General features: G+C 31.3%; 14 protein-coding genes. 1 reads left to right on the forward strand and 13 read right to left on the reverse strand.

The genetic code is table 11. The annotated features are described in order from the left end of the window. Positions 1-43 precede the first annotated feature (43 nt). Positions 44-1,144: a DNA polymerase IV gene (gene dinB / locus AABM47_RS00170; RefSeq protein ID WP_338408898.1), complete on the reverse strand. Its 1,101-nt coding sequence runs from the start codon at positions 1,142-1,144 to the stop codon at positions 44-46. A gap of 75 nt (positions 1,145-1,219) precedes the next feature. On the opposite strand from dinB, the gene AABM47_RS00175 reads away from it, so the two are divergent. Then, entirely contained in the window at positions 1,220-1,687 is a 468-nt protein-coding gene (locus tag AABM47_RS00175; RefSeq protein ID WP_338408899.1) for a CYTH domain-containing protein, read from the forward strand. A gap of 2 nt (positions 1,688-1,689) precedes the next feature. Here AABM47_RS00175 and AABM47_RS00180 read toward each other — a convergent pair whose 3' ends face one another. The 12 genes from AABM47_RS00180 to uvrC form a co-directional block, all read right to left on the reverse strand. Next, entirely contained in the window at positions 1,690-2,175 is a 486-nt protein-coding gene (locus AABM47_RS00180; RefSeq protein ID WP_338408900.1) for a septal ring lytic transglycosylase RlpA family protein, read from the reverse strand. 7 nt (positions 2,176-2,182) lie between these two features. Next, positions 2,183-2,617: a hypothetical protein gene (locus AABM47_RS00185; RefSeq protein WP_338408901.1), complete on the reverse strand. Its 435-nt coding sequence runs from the start codon at positions 2,615-2,617 to the stop codon at positions 2,183-2,185. Positions 2,618-2,717: 100 nt separating this feature from the next. Then, positions 2,718-5,288, reverse strand: a complete 2,571-nt coding sequence (locus tag AABM47_RS00190) for a carboxypeptidase-like regulatory domain-containing protein (RefSeq protein WP_338408902.1) — start codon at positions 5,286-5,288, stop codon at positions 2,718-2,720. A 97-nt stretch (positions 5,289-5,385) separates the two neighbouring features. Then, the gene (gene pgi / locus AABM47_RS00195) at positions 5,386-7,023 is read right to left on the reverse strand and encodes a glucose-6-phosphate isomerase (RefSeq protein WP_338408903.1); all 1,638 of its coding nucleotides are present in this window, start codon (positions 7,021-7,023) and stop codon (positions 5,386-5,388) included. A 9-nt stretch (positions 7,024-7,032) separates the two neighbouring features. Then, positions 7,033-8,250, reverse strand: a complete 1,218-nt coding sequence (locus tag AABM47_RS00200) for a peptidoglycan DD-metalloendopeptidase family protein (RefSeq protein ID WP_338408904.1) — start codon at positions 8,248-8,250, stop codon at positions 7,033-7,035. Positions 8,251-8,268: 18 nt separating this feature from the next. Further along, positions 8,269-9,195 carry a tryptophan 2,3-dioxygenase family protein gene (locus tag AABM47_RS00205; RefSeq protein WP_338408905.1) on the reverse strand — a complete coding sequence of 309 codons (927 nt, stop codon included), beginning with the start codon at positions 9,193-9,195 and terminating at the stop codon, positions 8,269-8,271. Between the two features lie 5 nt (positions 9,196-9,200). Then, positions 9,201-9,971 carry a DUF3108 domain-containing protein gene (locus AABM47_RS00210; RefSeq protein ID WP_338408906.1) on the reverse strand — a complete coding sequence of 257 codons (771 nt, stop codon included), beginning with the start codon at positions 9,969-9,971 and terminating at the stop codon, positions 9,201-9,203. Between the two features lie 273 nt (positions 9,972-10,244). Then, positions 10,245-11,405 carry a 4-hydroxyphenylpyruvate dioxygenase gene (gene hppD, locus AABM47_RS00215; protein ID WP_338408907.1) on the reverse strand — a complete coding sequence of 387 codons (1,161 nt, stop codon included), beginning with the start codon at positions 11,403-11,405 and terminating at the stop codon, positions 10,245-10,247. Between the two features lie 13 nt (positions 11,406-11,418). Further along, positions 11,419-11,868 carry a CCC motif membrane protein gene (locus AABM47_RS00220; protein WP_338408908.1) on the reverse strand — a complete coding sequence of 150 codons (450 nt, stop codon included), beginning with the start codon at positions 11,866-11,868 and terminating at the stop codon, positions 11,419-11,421. A gap of 11 nt (positions 11,869-11,879) precedes the next feature. Further along, a complete protein-coding gene (locus tag AABM47_RS00225; RefSeq protein ID WP_338408909.1) occupies positions 11,880-13,034 on the reverse strand; it encodes a homogentisate 1,2-dioxygenase in 1,155 nt (384 codons plus the stop codon). A gap of 170 nt (positions 13,035-13,204) precedes the next feature. Continuing rightward, a complete protein-coding gene (locus AABM47_RS00230) occupies positions 13,205-15,463 on the reverse strand; it encodes a patatin-like phospholipase family protein (protein ID WP_338408910.1) in 2,259 nt (752 codons plus the stop codon). Between the two features lie 4 nt (positions 15,464-15,467). After that, positions 15,468-17,267, reverse strand: a complete 1,800-nt coding sequence (uvrC, locus tag AABM47_RS00235; RefSeq protein WP_338408911.1) for an excinuclease ABC subunit UvrC — start codon at positions 17,265-17,267, stop codon at positions 15,468-15,470. Positions 17,268-17,347: the final 80 nt, after the last annotated feature.

A 17,347-nucleotide genomic window follows, 5' to 3' on the forward strand; every position in this document is an offset into this window, starting at 1 on the left:
TTTACTTTATACCATTGCGATACCAAATAAAATAACGTCTTTTTTATTCTTTAAAGTTAAACTGCAATTGTACCGAAACACTCTTAGGAATTTCTTTAGTTTTTGGTTTTTCGTTATTTAAATTGTTAACCGAAATACCTAACAATCTTACCGAGTTTTTTAACCGTTCTTGATACAAAAGCTCTTTGGCTACATCAAATAACAAATGCTTATCACTAATGTAATAATGCAACGTTTTGCTACGTGTTTGTATAGAAAAATCGGAATATTTAATTTTTAAGGTGATTGTTTTTCCCGAAACTTTACTTTTTTGCATTCTTTTTTCGAGTTCAATAGCTATTTGCAACAAACGTTCTTCCATATAAATTTCGGAAGATAAATTTTCATTAAACGTGTGTTCTGCGCCAAAAGATTTAACGACCTTGTTGGTTTTTACGGAACTGTTATGAATTCCTCTAGAAATGTTAAAATAATATTGAGCACTATTTTTAAAATGCTTTTCGAGATATTCAAGCGATTTTTGTTTCAAATCAAAACCTGTAAATATTCCTAATTGATAAAATTTTTTGGTAGTTACTTTTCCTATACCATAAAATTTTTTTATATCTAAGAGATCTAAAAAAGGTTCAACCTCCTCTGGGGTTACCGTTTTTTGGCCGTTTGGTTTGTTAAAATCTGAAGCTATTTTTGCTACAAATTTATTTATAGAAATCCCAGCAGAAGCCGTTAAACCAACTTCGTCAAAAATGCGCTGCCTTATTTCTTGTGCGAGCATTGAAGCGCTTGGATTGTTTTTTTTATTTACCGTAACATCTAAATAAGCCTCATCTAGAGACAATGGTTCTACTAAATCGGTATAATCAAAAAATATGCGTCTTATTTTCTTTGAAATCTCCTTATATCTATCAAAACGAGGGCTCACGAATATTAATTCAGGGCAATTTTTTTTGGCTTGAATACCGCTCATAGCACTTCGAACTCCAAATTTTCGTGCTTCATAACTCGCCGCACTTACAACACCTCTTGTGTTACTACCGCCCACGGCTAGAGGCTTCCCTTTTAGTTCAGGAAAATCCATTTGTTCTACAGAAGCATAAAAAGCATCCATGTCTACATGAATTATTTTTCGTTGTGGTAATGACATACTACAAATTTATGTTATTTTTGAAGACAATTAAAATAATCCTTTATCAAACAAAATGAATGTATTAAAAAAATCATGATAGAAATAGAACGTAAATTTTTAGTAAATAGCGATGCCTTTTTAAATCAATCTAAGCGACAGAACGAAATTATTCAGGGCTATTTATCTTCTGTTGCAGAACGAACCGTACGCGTGCGCATAAGGGCAGGTAAAGGCTATATAACTGTTAAAGGGATTGGGAACGAAAGTGGCTTAAGCAGAATGGAATGGGAAAAGGAAATAGATTTGCATGAAGCCAAACAATTGTTGCTACTATGTGAAAAAGGCGTTATAGCTAAAACGCGTTATGAAATAGCATATGGAAATCACGTTTTTGAAGTTGATGTTTTTGAAGGCAATAACAAAGGCCTTACAATTGCTGAAGTTGAATTAGATTCAGAAACCGAATATTTTGAAAAACCCAATTGGCTAGGAGAAGAAGTAACAGGTGATGTTCGCTATTATAATTCGTATTTAAGCAAAACCCCATACATGGAATGGTAAATTTATTTGATTTTGTCTTTTATAATTTCAATATCAATAAATATGAAACTGCCATAACTCTTAGGAGCTATTAGCATAAATGCTTTTTTAGATAAATCTAAATCTCTCCCTTTTACAAATGGCCCTCTGTCTGTAACGGTTACATAAACTATTTTGCCGGTCTCGTGTCCTGTTATTTTTAATTTTGTACCAAATTTCAATGTTTTATGAGCGCAGGTTAAGGCAGAGTTATTAAAAATGGATCCGCTTGCCGTTTTTTTTCCTGTAAGTTTATCACTATAATAAGACGCTTTAGCCTTTTTGTAGTATGGCTCTTCAGTGCTAATTAGAGTTTTATCAATCAAAGAGTCTTGTGCTTTTATAGTGTCTAAAACATTAGTACAAGAAAAATTTATTGCTTTGTATGTACGATTGTTTTGGTGATAGTTCGTTTTTGTATAAACTATCAAGGCTGTAAACAAAAAAAATGTTAAAATATTGGCTCTCATTTTAAAATTATGCCATCCAACTAGACCATGGTAATTTTGATAAAATTAACAACAGTCCTAAGGTATAAAAAAGAGCTATTTTTTTAAATTTACCGTTTTGAGTTTCTTGTTTTTTATGTTTTGACCAACCTACTGTAATTAAGGCTATTGCAACAATATTAATTAATGGATGCTCTAGCATGGTCAATCTTAATTCGGGGCTTTTCATTGCACCTTCAATTGCAAAAGCTTTAAAACCTTTTTCAGAAACAAAGTAAAGAATCAATCCAATCAACAATTGGATGTGGCAAAATATTAAGGCAAAAAGGGATAACCTTAAGTCTTTTGGAGCAAATAACTTTTTGTTTGATAAACCATAAATTGCATTAATCACTGCTAGTAATAAAACTGCTAAGGCTATGTAAGCTAAAGAAGAATGTAATGATTGAAGCGTTTGATACATAATTAATTTATATTTTTGGTTAAAACAAATATAGTAAAAAAAATAAACCCTTTTAACAAAAATGCTAAAAGGGTTTAAGTAGATATTAAAATTTAATGTATTAGAAATTATATTTCATAGAAAAACTCCAAGTTCTTCCTAAACCGAAGAAACCGTTATTGTTCGTATTAATTCCTTTGTATGTTTCAACACCGTTTACAAAAGCGGCATTGTTTGATGTTAATTCAGAAAGATAAACCTCATCAAACACATTGTTTATGTTTAATCTAAAGTCTACAGATTTACTTTTGTTTTGTCCTATTAACATTTTGTAAGATATACCAGCATCTACTAAATCATAATTAGGTAATTTTAAATTATTTTTAGTTGGAGATACGTTAGCATATAGGTCAGAGTAATTTCTCCAGTCAGAATCTAAAGATAAATGTTTGGTAAATTTATATTTAAATCCTAAGCCTAAAGTTGTTTGAGCTGCATCACCAACTTTACCACCATCAACATCTTCTCTGTTTTCAGAAATAATATTTCTGTCTTCATCTCTTACTGTTTTAACAACATCTCCATTATACTCCCAGCTTCCAACAGAAGCAAATCCTTTTATGTCTAATTTTTTAGTAGGACGAGCTACAAAGTCTAGCTCAAGACCTGAATGCACTTGTTCTACTCCTTGATTTGTTGTAAATTGAAGTATTCCAGCTACTTCATTTGAAGTAGTAGTAACACGGTCTTTCCAAGAAGTTCTGTAAGCATTTATACTTCCGCTTATAAAATTAGATTTGAAATTATATCCTAATTCTTGTCCAAGAATTTTTTCATTTTCAGTTAATGGGTTAACATCATTACCAAAATTTAAGTAAATATTATCATGGTATGGTTGACGAGAATAATAACCAGCATTTGCATAAATTGAACTGTTGCCAGAAATTACATAACTATATCCCCATTTAAAATTATAACCAAAATTACTTACTTTTTCAGCATCTTGACTACCTGGTAAATAAGCATAAACGTCATTTCTTTTGTGTGTTTGATTAGAAATAGCCCCTTGTAAAAATGTTGAGAAATCTCCTTTAGAGTACTCAAGTTGAGAGAATAGACCTCCATAGTTAATGTTTTCAGAATAATCATAGCTGTATCTTTCTGAAGCTGAAGCATAATTAGATAATGCTGACCATGGATTTGCGTTATAAGTCGCTGTAATTTGATTATTTGGGAAATTTACATTGTTATTATCTCCAAAATAAGTTGCTCCTAATAAATCTACAATTTGTCTAAAATGTGTTCCTTTATAACTTCTTACATCAATACCTGTGTTAAAAGACCAGTCTTCAGATAAAGCAGTTTTAAAGTTTGAAACTACTCCATACCAAGCGTGATTATTAGCTGATGCACGAATAGCGTATTTAGCCTTACCACCTGTTTGTGTTAAGTTTGTTGCATAAATACCGTCAAAATCAACTAAACCATCTGCAGTTCTTTGTCTTGAACCAACATTTCCAGTTCCTCCCCCTCTTCCCCATGAGGCATAAAGTACAGTTGATAAACTTGACTTATCAGTCAATTGAAAATCCCAGTTTAAGTTAGTTACTGGTTTGTGATAGTAGTTTCTTCTTTCAGTTAAATAACTACCATCTAAAGTACCCCAGTTGTTGTTGTACTTACGTCCTTTATCTAAATAAGTTGCAATTGATTTTGTAAAGTTTTGATCATGATATTGAGGTGCTCCCGTAATCAAAAAGTTAAAACTATGTCTTTCATTAGCTTTGTAACCAAAAGAGATGAAATAATTTTGACCCTCACCTTTAGTTCCGTCATTATAACCGTCTCCTTGCCAGTGTGATAATAATACGCTAGCCCCAAAACCATTTTCCATTATTCCTGTATTGTATGCTGCAGTTGTTTTAAAATAACTGTCATTAGCCATTCCAACAGATGTAAAACCACCTTCTTTTTTATCTGTAGCTTTAGTTACAAAGTTAACCGTTCCTCCTACTGAAGAAATAGCTAATTTAGAAGATCCTAAACCTCTTTGAATTTGTATAACATTGGCGATGTCAGACATACCTGACCAGTTTGACCAATACATTTTTCCGTCTTCCATTCCATTGATTGGCTGACCGTTTAATAAGAACGCTGTGTTGTCTTGTTGAAAACCACGAACCGTGATTCTTGAATCTCCATAACCACCAGATTGTCCAGCAACATATACCGAAGGAGTGTTTACTAACAATTGTGTTACATCTGAAGTTCCTATTTTTGCTTGAATTTCATCTGCTTTGATCGTAGAAACTGCAATTGGTGTTTTTCTTTCAGAAGCTAAATCAATAATTCCTCTTCCTACTAATACAACCTCAGTTAATTGACTTGCGTCTGCGTTTAGTTCAATTGTTCCTAAATCTACTGTTGTAGCGTTAAATGCAATAGATTGTGTTTCAAACCCTAAAAAAGAAACTAATAAAGTTCCTGATTTTTCAGTTGTAGTAATTTCAAATTTTCCATCAAAATTTGTAGTAGAGCCAACTTTAGTTCCCTTAACCAAAACACTTGCGCCTGATAATGGTTGGTTTGAATCTCCATCTGTAACAATTCCTGTAATCTTAGCTTGAGCAAATATCGTTGTTGCTGTTAGCGTTAACAATACTACTAAAAGATTTTTAGTAAATTTTTTCATTTGTATTATTTGTTTAAATGTTTGATGCAAATTTAAAATAAAATACGAGACTAAATGAAGGGATGTGTTAACAAATTATTAACAATTTAAGGATGTATTATTTAAGGTAAGATTCTAATAAAAAAGAAGTAGAGCTGTCGTGATTTGCTATTTGTTTTGATTTAATTTCACTTAATACCGCATTTGCTAATTGTTTCCCTAATTCAACTCCCCACTGATCATAGCTAAAAATATTCCAAACAATTCCTTGAACAAAAATCTTATGTTCATATAAAGCGATTAATGATCCTAAAGACTCAGGCGTTAACTTGTTTATTAACAAAGTATTAGTTGGATTGTTTCCTTTAAAAATTTTAAAAGGGAGTAAAAAGGCAGATTTTTCTTCTGAAAACTTATTAGCATCAAATTCTTCTAAAACTTGTTCGCTAGTTTTTCCCATTAATAAGGCTTCTGTTTGAGCAAAAAAGTTTGACATTAATTTGTCGTGGTGATCTTTATTGCCATAAAGAGATTCTTTATATCCAATAAAATCTGTTGGTATAAGTTTTGTGCCTTGGTGAATCAATTGAAAAAATGCGTGTTGAGAATTTGTTCCGGGTTCTCCCCAAATAATTGTTCCCGTTTGATAATTAACTGGCTTACCATCTCTTCCAACACTCTTTCCATTACTTTCCATGATTCCTTGTTGCAAATATGGAGCAAGTTTTTGAAGATATTGTGTGTACGGAATTAAAGCTTCTGTTTCTGTGCCAAAAAAGTTGTTGTGCCAAATGCTAATTAAAGCTAACACAACAGGAATGTTTTTTTCAAAAGGGGTTTCTTTGAAATGAACATCCATATTTTGTGCTCCTTTTAACAAGTTGTTAAAATTTTCAAATCCTACAGCTAAACTAATAGATAAACCAACTGCAGACCAAAGGGAAAATCGTCCTCCTACCCAGTCCCACATAGGAAAAATGTTCTCGGGATGAATTCCAAAAGCAGTTACTTTTTCAATATTTGTCGAAACAGCAACAAAATGTTTGGCTACATCCTCTTGTTTTGCTGATTTCAAGAACCAGTGTCTAATCGTTTCAGCATTAGATAATGTTTCTTGTGTTGTAAATGTTTTGGAAACGATTACAAACAAAGTGGTTTCGGGGTTTAGCTTTTTAAGTGTTTCCATAACGTGATCTCCATCTACATTTGAAACAAAATGCACGTTTAAGTGATTGCTGTAAAACTGAAGCGCTTCTACAACCATTGCTGGACCTAGATCTGAGCCTCCAATTCCAATATTGACAACATCTGTAAATGCTTTATGGGTAAAGCCTTTTTTATTTCCTGAAACAATTTTATTTGTAAAAGCTTTTATGTTTTCTTTTACAGCATAAATTTCTGGAATAACGTTTACTCCATCCACAAACACTTTATCGTCTTCTTTTGCTCTTAATGCACTATGCAGAACGGCTCTATCTTCTGTTTGATTGATGTTCTCCCCTGAAAAATTAGCTTGAATAGCTTCTTTTAAACCTAATTCTTGGGCTAATTCTAATAATAAATCAATCGTTGTTTGATTGATGTTGTTCTTTGAATAATCTACTAAAAAATCTTCCCAATTTATGGTAAATTTCTCAGCTCTTTTCAAGTCATTTGCAAACATTTCTTTAATAGAATTGTTTTGCATATCATTAAAATGAGTACTAAGTTTTTGCCAAGCATTCGTTTCAGTGGGATTTATATTTTGTAGAGGCATTTTATATTATTATTTAAATTTAATTGCAGTAATGTTGTCTAATTCTTTTTTTAATGGAGCTATAGCGGCCATATATGTAGTTTTTTCTTTTTTATTCATCGGTTCAGATTTAGGCAATACTAATTTCAAGGGGTCTACTTGAACGCCGTTTTTCCAAAAACGATAACATACATGAGGCCCTGTTGCTAAGCCTGTGCTTCCTACCTTGCCAATGACCTGCCCTTGTGATACCCTTTGACCGTTTTTAACTAAAATTTTTGACATGTGTAAATATTGAGTCGAATATGTAGCATTGTGTTTTACTTTTACATAATTACCATTTCCAGCTGTATAACCTTTTCGTTCTACAATACCTGCAGCGGTTGTTTTTATTGGTGTTCCTTGAGCGGCGGCATAGTCGGTGCCGTTATGAGCTTTCCACCGTTGTTGCACGGGGTGAAAACGTCTGCCTGAGAATTTTGAAGAAATTCTAAAATAGTCTAATGGCGCTTTTAAAAACATTGTTTTTAGTCCTTTACCTTCTTCATCATAATAACTTGGCGTTTTTTGATCTTTTGATGTTTTATATGGAAAGGCATAGATTTTTTTTCCTTTATATTCAAAATAAGAACTTTCTATTGCAACTACACCATCATAAATAGAGTCTTGAATGTATCGTTCTTGAATTGTAATTGCAAATTTATCTCCTTTTTTGATTTTAAAAAAGTCAATTGAATATTCAAATATTTTAGCTAATTTAGATGCCACTCCAGCATTAACGCCTTCATTGTCTAATGTTTCAGATAAAGACCCGTTTATTGCTGCTGCAATAGTTCTTCTTTTTATTGTAGAGGGCCTCATTTTTTCTTGAACTACAATTGAGTCTCTTAAATCAACAACCAAATAACTTGTTCTGTCTTTTACATAAACAAAATATTCTAATTTTTGTTTGTTTGTTTTATTTAAAAAAAGGTAATAGGGTTTTCCTGCTTTTATAGATCGAAGATTAAAAGAATCTTTAATTTTATCGGTTACTTGAAAAACGGAATAATTATTTAATTGATAATTTTCTAATATTGTACTGAAATTGTCTCCTGATTTTAGGGTGTCTAATTTTGTAATAAAATCATTAAAAGTAATTCCAAAATCTTTAATTAGAGGTTCTTTTTTCTCTATTAAAATTACTTGCTTATCTTTTTTACATGAAAATAAAGTAATTACTAATAGCAGATATAGTAGGTGTTTCAAAATGTATGTTTTTTATTATTATTCTCCCCAAGTTGCTAATTCATCTTTTGTCCATAATTCTGGGAAAAATATTCTTCGCTGATATTTAGGGTGCATGTATTTTTTCCAATCGCTTCCGCCTGTAGCTTCGCCATTTCCTTTACCGCTGTCAATATATTTTTTGGCGGCATTTAAATGACCCATTACCCAGGTAATGTTTACTGTTTTGTCAAAATGACGCATGGCAGCTATAAGATCAGGATTGACCTGATCTGCTTTGGGTAGTTGCTTAAACTTTTGCCATATATTTATAGTATTGTATTCTTCCATGTGTCGAAGAAATTCGGCTTTATATTTTCGCTCAAACTCTAAAATAAGATATGATTTTTTTCCTGTTTTATGGTCTTTACCTGCTGCTTGCCAATATAAATGTTCAAAAGCATGATCATAAGGTGTTTTTCTATCAATTGTTACTCTAAAACGGTGGTCTATAAGGTTAATTAAATCAGTAGAAGCAAATTCAATCAATCTGTATTGAGCACTTTGAAAACCACTCGCCGGAGTTAATGTGTTTCTAAACTTCATGTATTGTTCAACTTCCATTCCATCGCCCATTATGTCGAAAGAGGTTGTAAGCATATCAAAATAACGTGAAATTCGCATTAATCTTTCGGTGAAAAATTGAGTTTCAAGTTTTTCGCAATGACAAACTTGGTTTATTTCCCAAAGTATCATTTTAAACAACAACTCATTTACTTGATGATACATAATGAATATCATTTCATCGGGTAAAGTTGTTCTTTGTGTTTGAAGATTTAGCAAAGCATCTGTTTGAATGTAATCCCAATAGGTTATTGGTTTTGACCATAGAAGCCCTTCTAGATGTGTTGTTGTTTTTTGATCTATTTCTTTAAACTTCTCGTCTAATTTTTGAATTTGAATTTCAATTTCTGATGAGATTTGCATTTGCTTTATTTTTTGACTTTAAACGTGTGTTTTAGCCCTTTGTATGAATCTAAATCTGCTTTTAATGAACCCACAGCTAAACTTGCCTTTACTCGAATAGGAATTTTATTGTTATCGTCTGATATCCAGACAGTTAAACTTTCTTCTTCTTTAAAAACCCTACCTGCTTGAACAATTGGCCTAAATACCTTACAAGAAACTTTTCCAAATTTAGTATTTAAATTTTCTTTTCCAAGATATTTTAACTTAAAATTTGTGGTCTCATCATCAAAAAACATGTCTATTGCTATAGACTCTCCCTCTTTTAATTTATCTACATTAGGGTGGTTTCTTAAATAGTAGAATGATGAAACTATATCCTGAATATTTTCTGAAACTTTAAATGTTTTTTCGGTGTTTTTTTTGTGATCTTTTACAAAAACTGTATTTTCATCCTGATTAAAAAATCCTTCTTGGTGCTTTGTATACCCGCCTTCATCTATTTTTCTTATAAATTGATACGGCCTAGAGGTTTCTTTGTCAATATAAGTTTGATAATCATCTTCTACTTTAAATAATGCTTTTACGATTCCTGTAGTATAGCCTATGCCAACAACATGATGGACTTTTTTATTGTTTTTTGTTGCTTCTTTTATTTCTAAAGAAGCGTACCCTGCGGTAATTAATCCGTAGTGAATTCTCATTTTAAAATATTCACCCGTAGTAAATGGATCTTCTTTTTGGATAAAAGAATTTGTAAAAATGAATAGTAATGCTCCTAAAATTATTCTTTTCATGTTTATTTTTATTAAGAAAAAGCAATTTCTATACCAAAAATACAAAACAAAAAACGCATTCCAATTAAATAGAATGCGTTTTTAAGATATTAACCAAAAAAATATAAATTATGAAAATTTATATGATTTTAATGGAACCACCCTTTAAAATCATTGGCAAAACTAATTTAGATTTATTGAATAAATAGCTAAAGTTTATACTTTAACATATTTATTTAATTTTTGATTAAAAAAACTATTGATAATTCAATAGAGTTAAAAAAATTTGCTTTTTTATAGCGTTCCTCGCAAAGCTTGTTCACGTTCAATGGATTCAAAAAGAGCTTTAAAGTTTCCTGCGCCAAAACCACGCGCACCCATACGCTGAATGATTTCAAAAAACAAAGTTGGTCTATCTTCTAATGGTTTAGTAAAAATTTGCAACAAATATCCATCTTCATCCGCATCAACCATAATGGAAAGTTTTTGTAATTCTTTAACGTCTTCTTTCATCATGTCTTTATGAACCCCTAGCCTGTTGTGGATGTCGTCATAATAAGCTTGTGGTGGTGGTGGTAAAAATTCAATTCCTCTGGCTTTTAATGCTGAAACTGTTTTAATAATGTCGTCTGTAGCAACGGCTATATGTTGTACTCCTGAATCTTCATAGAAATCTAAATATTCTTCTATTTGAGAACGTTTATTCCCTTTTGCAGGTTCGTTTATAGGAAATTTTACTCGTCCGTTACCATTACTCATCACTTTACTCATTAATGCAGAATACTCTGTGTGTATTTGTTTGTCGTCAAAAGAAAGAAAGTTTTCAAACCCCATAACTTCTTCGTACCATTTTACCCATGTATTCATTTGTCCCCAGCCTACATTACCAACCATATGGTCAATATATTTTAATCCTGTTGGTTCTGGGTTATAGTCTGATTTCCATTCTTTAAAACCAGGCATAAAAGCTCCTTTATAGTTTTTTCGTTCCACAAACATATGTACAGTTTCTCCGTATGTATATATTCCTGAACGAACTACTTCACCAAAAGCATCAGTTTCAACTGTTGGTTCCATATATGATTTGGCACCGCGTTTTGTGGTTTCTTCATAAGCAGAGCGAGCATCTTCTACCCAAAGTGCAATAACTTTTACACCATCTCCATGTTTTACAATATGCTCGTTTATTGAAGATTTGCTTGTTAGTGGTGTGGTTAATACCAATCTGATTTTGTCTTGAACGAGTACGTAACTAACAGAATCTCTAGAGCCTGTTTCTAAACCTTTATAAGCAAGGGATTGAAATCCAAAAGCTGTTTTATAAAAATGTGCTGCTTGCTTGGCGTTACCCACATAAAATTCAACATAATCTGTACCTAAAAGGGGAAGGAAATCTTGAGCTCCTTCAAATATTTTTTCTAAACCGTAGTTTACTGATTTTACTTCTTTTGACATTTTTTTTAATGTTTTAATTGTTATTAATTAAGGTTGAGTCTATATATGTGGTGTCAACCTTTTCTATATATTCATAATTTTGATAAATACTATCACTTGTTATTTGATAGTCTTCAAATATTGTGTCGTTTTTAATTTTATCAAATATTTCTGAAGACGACACTACTCCAAAAAAAACTAGCGCTATTAATACCAGTATAAAAACAATACTATTATAAACTAAAGCAATAATATTAAGTATTTTGCCTATGTAAACATTGCTTCTGCTTTGTTGTGAAAATATATTGGGATTTTGGTCAAATTCTTTTAAACTTTTATTTGCCATTACTATTCCTATAATACTTAGCGATAAAGGAATAATTGCAAAAAACCCATAGCAACAACATCCGCCAAAACCAATAATTAAAGAAAGTATTCCAAGGATTAACGCTGTTGGGTCTGCCGATAATTTACTATAGTGCATATATTTATTTTTTACAACCAAGATTGGTAATAGGTTTCATCTGCAATTTTCATAGCTTCTTGGGTAACTTTCAAGGGTTTAAAAGTGTCTACCATTACGGCTAATTCTTTAGTTTCTGTTTTACCTATACTTCGTTCTACGGCTCCTGGGTGAGGCCCATGAGGTATTCCGGCTGGATGAAGTGAAATATTGCCCGGCTCCACATCATTCCTGCTCATAAAATCGCCATCTACATAATACAACACTTCGTCTGAATCTATATTGCTGTGGTTATAGGGCGCAGGAATAGATAAGGGGTGATAATCGTATAAACGCGGTACAAATGAGCAAATTACAAATGCATCGGTTTCAAAGGTTTGATGCACTGGTGGTGGCTGATGAATACGCCCTGTTATGGGTTCAAAATCATGAATTGAAAATGCATACGGATAGTTGTAGCCGTCATAGCCTATAACATCAAAAGGATGAGAAGCATAAACCATTTCAATAATTTCGTCTCTCTTTTTTACTTTTATTACAAACTCCCCCGATTCGTTATTTGTTTCTAATTCATAAGGACGACGAATGTCTCTTTCGCAATAAGGAGCGTGTTCTAAAAGTTGCCCGAACCAATTTCGATAGCGTTTTGGCGTATAAATAGGGCGATGTGATTCTACAATAAAATGACGGTTATCTTCTGTGTCAAAATCCATTTTATAGATTATACCTCTTGGAATTATTAAATAATCACCGTATTTAAAATCGATATTTCCAAAAATAGTTCTTAATTTTCCGCTCCCTTTATGAATAAAAATCAGTTCATCAGAGTCGGTGTTTTTGTAAAAATAATCGGTAGTTTTATTTATAGGTGCCGAAAGCACAATATGGCAATCTGAATTTGTTAATACAATTTTTCTGCTTTCTAAAAAGTCTTTTTCAGGTTTTACTTGAAACCCTTTTAATTTATACGATTGTATATTGTTCTCTTTAGCAATAACAGGAGCTACGCTGTATTGTTTTTTAATTTCTTTTACTTGTGTAGGTCTTTGCTCGTGATACGAATTTGTTGACATTCCATCAAAACCTACTGTGCCAAATAATTGTTCATAATATAAATCGCCATTTGGTTTGCGGAATTGTGTATGTCGTTTAGGTGGTGTTTTTCCTAAAGAATGATATATAGGCATCTCTTTTTTAGTTTTAAGTTAATTATAAAGTTAAATTGAAATAAACTTTTGATATAATAAAAAAGAATAGAAACTCATTCAGGATTTCTCTTGATGAGGAATTTTAAGTGTGCTAATAAGTTATCCCATGTTTTCATTAATACAAAGGTCGTGAAAATTTATTTAATAATTTAAAACCAGTACCCTATACTAAACCACGTATAATTATTTTTTTCTTCGGGCGACCACGATTGTTTAATTTCTATAGGTCCAATAATTGAGTCGACACTATAGCCTATTGCATATCCTGAATGTTTAGGCGCAGACATCCACTTACTTGATTCAAAAATATTAGTTCCTATATTGGCGTAATTTGCTGTTAAATTTAAATAATTTTTTTTAAAGAGCTCTACTTCTAGGGTTGCAGACACTTTTATATAGCTTTCTCCAGATAAACTTAAAAAATCATATCCAAAGAATGGCTGAAAATTATTAATTTTATTAAATCCATATCCGCCCAAAAAATAATCAAAATAAGGCGTTTCTGTTTTTCCAATAGTCAATCCAACTTCCGATTGGAGTTTTACGGTCAATTTATTATAAAAAGTTTTCACCTTACCTATGTCGGCTTTAACAGTTGAAAAATTTTGGAAGTTGTTATTAAAATCTGATGAATGTAAAAATGATTTAAACTCCCCATTTAAATACCAGCCTGATTTTGGAAAATATTTTTTGTCTAAGGAATCGTATTTTATATTCCCGAAAAACGAAAAATAGGTGCTGTTGTCAAACACAGGGGTTACATTTTGTAATGTAGGTGATTTTATTTTTAATGTTTTTAATTCAACTCCTGTTCCAATTATAAACAACTTACTGTAAATAGTTTGAAAAAAAATTTGGTTTGAAAAATCGGAATAGTCAATATTTATAGTGTTTAAATTAAAATTAGACATTGATAATCCGTTGTTAAAATCGTTTTTTAAGTTTTTATTAAATGCGTTTAATCTTGAATTAAAACCAAAACTCCAATAAAAACCATTGTCTATATAATAATCTAAATTATATCTAAAATTATCGCCAAGAATAACGTCTATTGATGCAAAATCATTTTTTGAAAATAATTTTTTATGTGTTATATTAATCAATAACCCTGTTTTATATAACTCATCAAAATGAGCTGCAAACTTAATAAATGTGTTTTGGTTGTTTTCTTTTATAGTAAATTTTATGTTGTTTTCTTCATCAAAACCATATAAAATAGAACTAAAATTATCCGTTGCATTTAAACTGTTAATTCCTTTTTCAAAATTTGAAAAAGGAATTTTTTGGTTTTGTTTTAAATTTAATTTTCCTAAAACATATGCTCTTGTGTAATTTTTTAATTCATTTAATTCAATATTTTTTATATCCAGAGAATCAATACTGTTAATTTTTAATTTTTCTAAGCTGTCTTTTGATTTTGTAAATTTAAAAGATTCTAAGCTTTTTACTGAAGCTTCTTCTCCTTTTTTAATTATTTGAATGCCTTTATCAAATGATAAAATAGCAAACTCTTTTACATCTGGCCTTATATAAAAATCAGTTAATAGTGTTTTTTCTTTCATATCATCAATTGTATTGAAATTTGAAATTTGCAAAAGCACATTCGTAATACTCTGAAGATCTTTTTGTTTTTTTAAATCGTCTTGAACATCAACACCTATAACTATATCTATTCCTAGTTTTTTTAATTCTTCAATTGGATAGTTGTTTTTTACACCGCCATCAACCAGTAACTTGCCGTCTAACTCAATAGGATTAAAAATTGTGGGTATCGCCCCACTTGCAATAATTGCTTGAGCAAGCACTCCTTTTTTTAAAAACACCTCTTCTCCTGTTTCAATATCTGTAGCCACACATAAAAAAGGAATTGGAAGTTTACTAAAATCTGTAACGGCTCTAACGTGGTGTAAAAGTTTAGAAAAGGTATTGAAGTTATACATCCCTTTTGACAATCCTGTTGGTGACGAAATTTTTAAATTTTTAACCGGTAAGGATAAAAAATAAAGTTCATCATTTCTTTTTTGATTAAATCCTTTGGAGCTTCTAGGCAGATAGTCTTGAATTAATTTATCAACATCCATTTGAGTAAATAAGTATTCTAATTCTTTTCCCGAATATCCAGAGGCATATAACCCTCCAATGATTGCTCCAATACTGGTGCCTGAAATATAATCTATTTTTATGTTTAGAGAATCTATTACTTTTAAAACACCTATATGTGCAAGCCCCTTAGCACCACCACCTGAAAGTACTAATCCTATCTTTGGTCTTTTTGGGTTTTCTTGCGCCCAAATTGAAAAAGGGAAAAGTAACAAGCAGCAAAAAAAAGCAAATAAAAAGACATACACTTGTGTGAAGTGTTTATTCTCTTTTTGTTGTTCCTTTTTTTCTTTGTTTTTAGCAATCAAAATATTAGTTTTCTTTTTCTTTGTAAAATTGGGTAATTTTTTTGGCTTTTGAAAGCCCAACGACATCAGATATTTCTTTTTCGGATGCTATGTGCAATCTTTTAACACTTTTAAATTGTTTTAATAATAGTATCATTGTTTTTTCTCCAATTCCTGGAATGGATTCCAAAGAATTTGTCAAAGCAGATTTACTCCTTTTGTCACGATGATGTGTAATTCCAAAACGGTGTGCTTCATTTCTCAAAAACTGAATGATTTTTAAGGTTTCTGATTTTTTATCCAGATATAAAGGTGCAGAATCTCCTGGATAAAACAATTCTTCTAATCGTTTTGCAATGCCTACAATAGCAATTTTACCTCTTAATCCTAAGGCGTCTATGCTTTTTAATGCCGAAGACAATTGCCCTTTACCTCCGTCTATAATGATAAGTTGAGGCAAGGGTAGTTTTTCGTCTAACAGTCGTTTATATCTTCTGTAAACCACCTCCTCCATTGATGCAAAATCATCAGGTCCCTCAACAGTTTTAATGTTAAAATGGCGATATTCTTTTTTACTAGGCTTACCGTCTTTAAAAACTACACAAGCGGCAACGGGATGCGTTCCTTGTATGTTAGAATTGTCAAAACACTCAATGTGTCTTGGTTCAAATGAAAGGCGTAAATCTTTCTTCATTTGTATCATAATTCTGTTGGTATGTCTTTCTGGATCAACAATTTTTATTTGTTTTAATTGATCCATTCGATAATATTTAGCATTTCGAATCGACAGGTCTAAAATTTGTCTTTTATCGCCTAATTGTGGGACTGTTATTTTTAGATTTTCACCCAAGGATAATGGAAATGGCAAAATAAGTTCTCTTGACTTTAATTTAAAACGTTCTCGAAGCTCTACAACAGCTAATTCAAGTAAATCTTGGTCAGATTCTTCGAGTTTTTTTTTCATTTCCAATGTATAGGAACAAACAATTGCTCCATGTGAAATTTGCAGAAAATTAACGTAAGCCATTGTTTCATCTGAAACTATAGAAAAAACATCAATATCTGATAATTTTGGGTTTAACACCGTTGACTTTGATTGATAATTTTTTAAAGAATCAATTTTTTCTTTTATTTTTTGCGCTGCTTCAAAATGCATATCATTTGCAAGATGTGCCATTTCTTTTTTAAAATCTTTTAAACTGTCTTTAAAATTTCCTTTCAAAATTTGCCGAATCGCTTCTATTTGTTTTTGGTAATTTTCTATAGACTCAAAACCTTCACACGGTCCTTTGCAATTGCCGATATGGTACTCCAAACAAACTTTATATTTATTCGATATTATATTAGATTGCGACAAATCGTAATTACACGTTCGCAAAGGGTATAATTCTTTGATGACTTCTAAAATTGTATTTACAATTTTAAAGTTGGTGTAAGGCCCATAATATTCAGATCCGTCTTTGGTAACTCTTCGCGTTGGAAATATACGCGAAAAAGGCTCGTTTTTAATGCAAATCCAAGGATACGTTTTGTCGTCTTTTAGGAGAATATTATATCGGGGTTGTAGTTTTTTAATCAGATTGTTTTCTAATAATAAAGCATCAGATTCTGTTGCAACCACAATGTGCTTTATGGAGGCTATTTTTTTTACTAAAACACTGGTTTTGTAATTGTCTTGAACTTTATTGAAATAGCTTGAAACTCTTTTTTTAAGATTTTTGGCTTTGCCAACATACAAAATTTTGTCGGCTGCATCATAATATTGATAAACTCCGGGATTGTCGGGAAGTGATTGTATTTGCAGTTCAAGAGAAGGAATGGTCATTAAGATTGTCTATTAACGATTTTTAGTTTCAAAATTTCAATCTAAACAAATTTACATAGATTTTTATAGTTGTGCTATTT

It is taken from the genome of uncultured Flavobacterium sp., from assembly GCF_963925415.1.
Taxonomy (GTDB): Bacteria; Bacteroidota; Bacteroidia; order Flavobacteriales; family Flavobacteriaceae; genus Flavobacterium.

Excerpts from the sequence above, each read along its gene's own strand:
- AABM47_RS00190 (WP_338408902.1), bottom strand. The coding sequence starts at position 5,288 with ATGAAAAAATTTACTAAAAATCTTTTAGTAGTATTGTTAACGCTAACA.
- hppD (WP_338408907.1), bottom strand. The coding sequence starts at position 11,405 with ATGTCAAAAGAAGTAAAATCAGTAAACTACGGTTTAGAAAAAATATTT.
- AABM47_RS00205 (WP_338408905.1), bottom strand. The coding sequence starts at position 9,195 with ATGCAAATCTCATCAGAAATTGAAATTCAAATTCAAAAATTAGACGAG.
- AABM47_RS00180 (WP_338408900.1), bottom strand. The coding sequence starts at position 2,175 with ATGAGAGCCAATATTTTAACATTTTTTTTGTTTACAGCCTTGATAGTT.
- AABM47_RS00225 (WP_338408909.1), bottom strand. The coding sequence starts at position 13,034 with ATGCCTATATATCATTCTTTAGGAAAAACACCACCTAAACGACATACA.
- dinB (WP_338408898.1), bottom strand. The coding sequence starts at position 1,144 with ATGTCATTACCACAACGAAAAATAATTCATGTAGACATGGATGCTTTT.
- AABM47_RS00220 (WP_338408908.1), bottom strand. The coding sequence starts at position 11,868 with ATGCACTATAGTAAATTATCGGCAGACCCAACAGCGTTAATCCTTGGA.
- uvrC (WP_338408911.1), bottom strand. The coding sequence starts at position 17,267 with ATGACCATTCCTTCTCTTGAACTGCAAATACAATCACTTCCCGACAAT.
- AABM47_RS00210 (WP_338408906.1), bottom strand. The coding sequence starts at position 9,971 with ATGAAAAGAATAATTTTAGGAGCATTACTATTCATTTTTACAAATTCT.
- pgi (WP_338408903.1), bottom strand. The coding sequence starts at position 7,023 with ATGCCTCTACAAAATATAAATCCCACTGAAACGAATGCTTGGCAAAAA.
- AABM47_RS00175 (WP_338408899.1), top strand. The coding sequence starts at position 1,220 with ATGATAGAAATAGAACGTAAATTTTTAGTAAATAGCGATGCCTTTTTA.
- AABM47_RS00185 (WP_338408901.1), bottom strand. The coding sequence starts at position 2,617 with ATGTATCAAACGCTTCAATCATTACATTCTTCTTTAGCTTACATAGCC.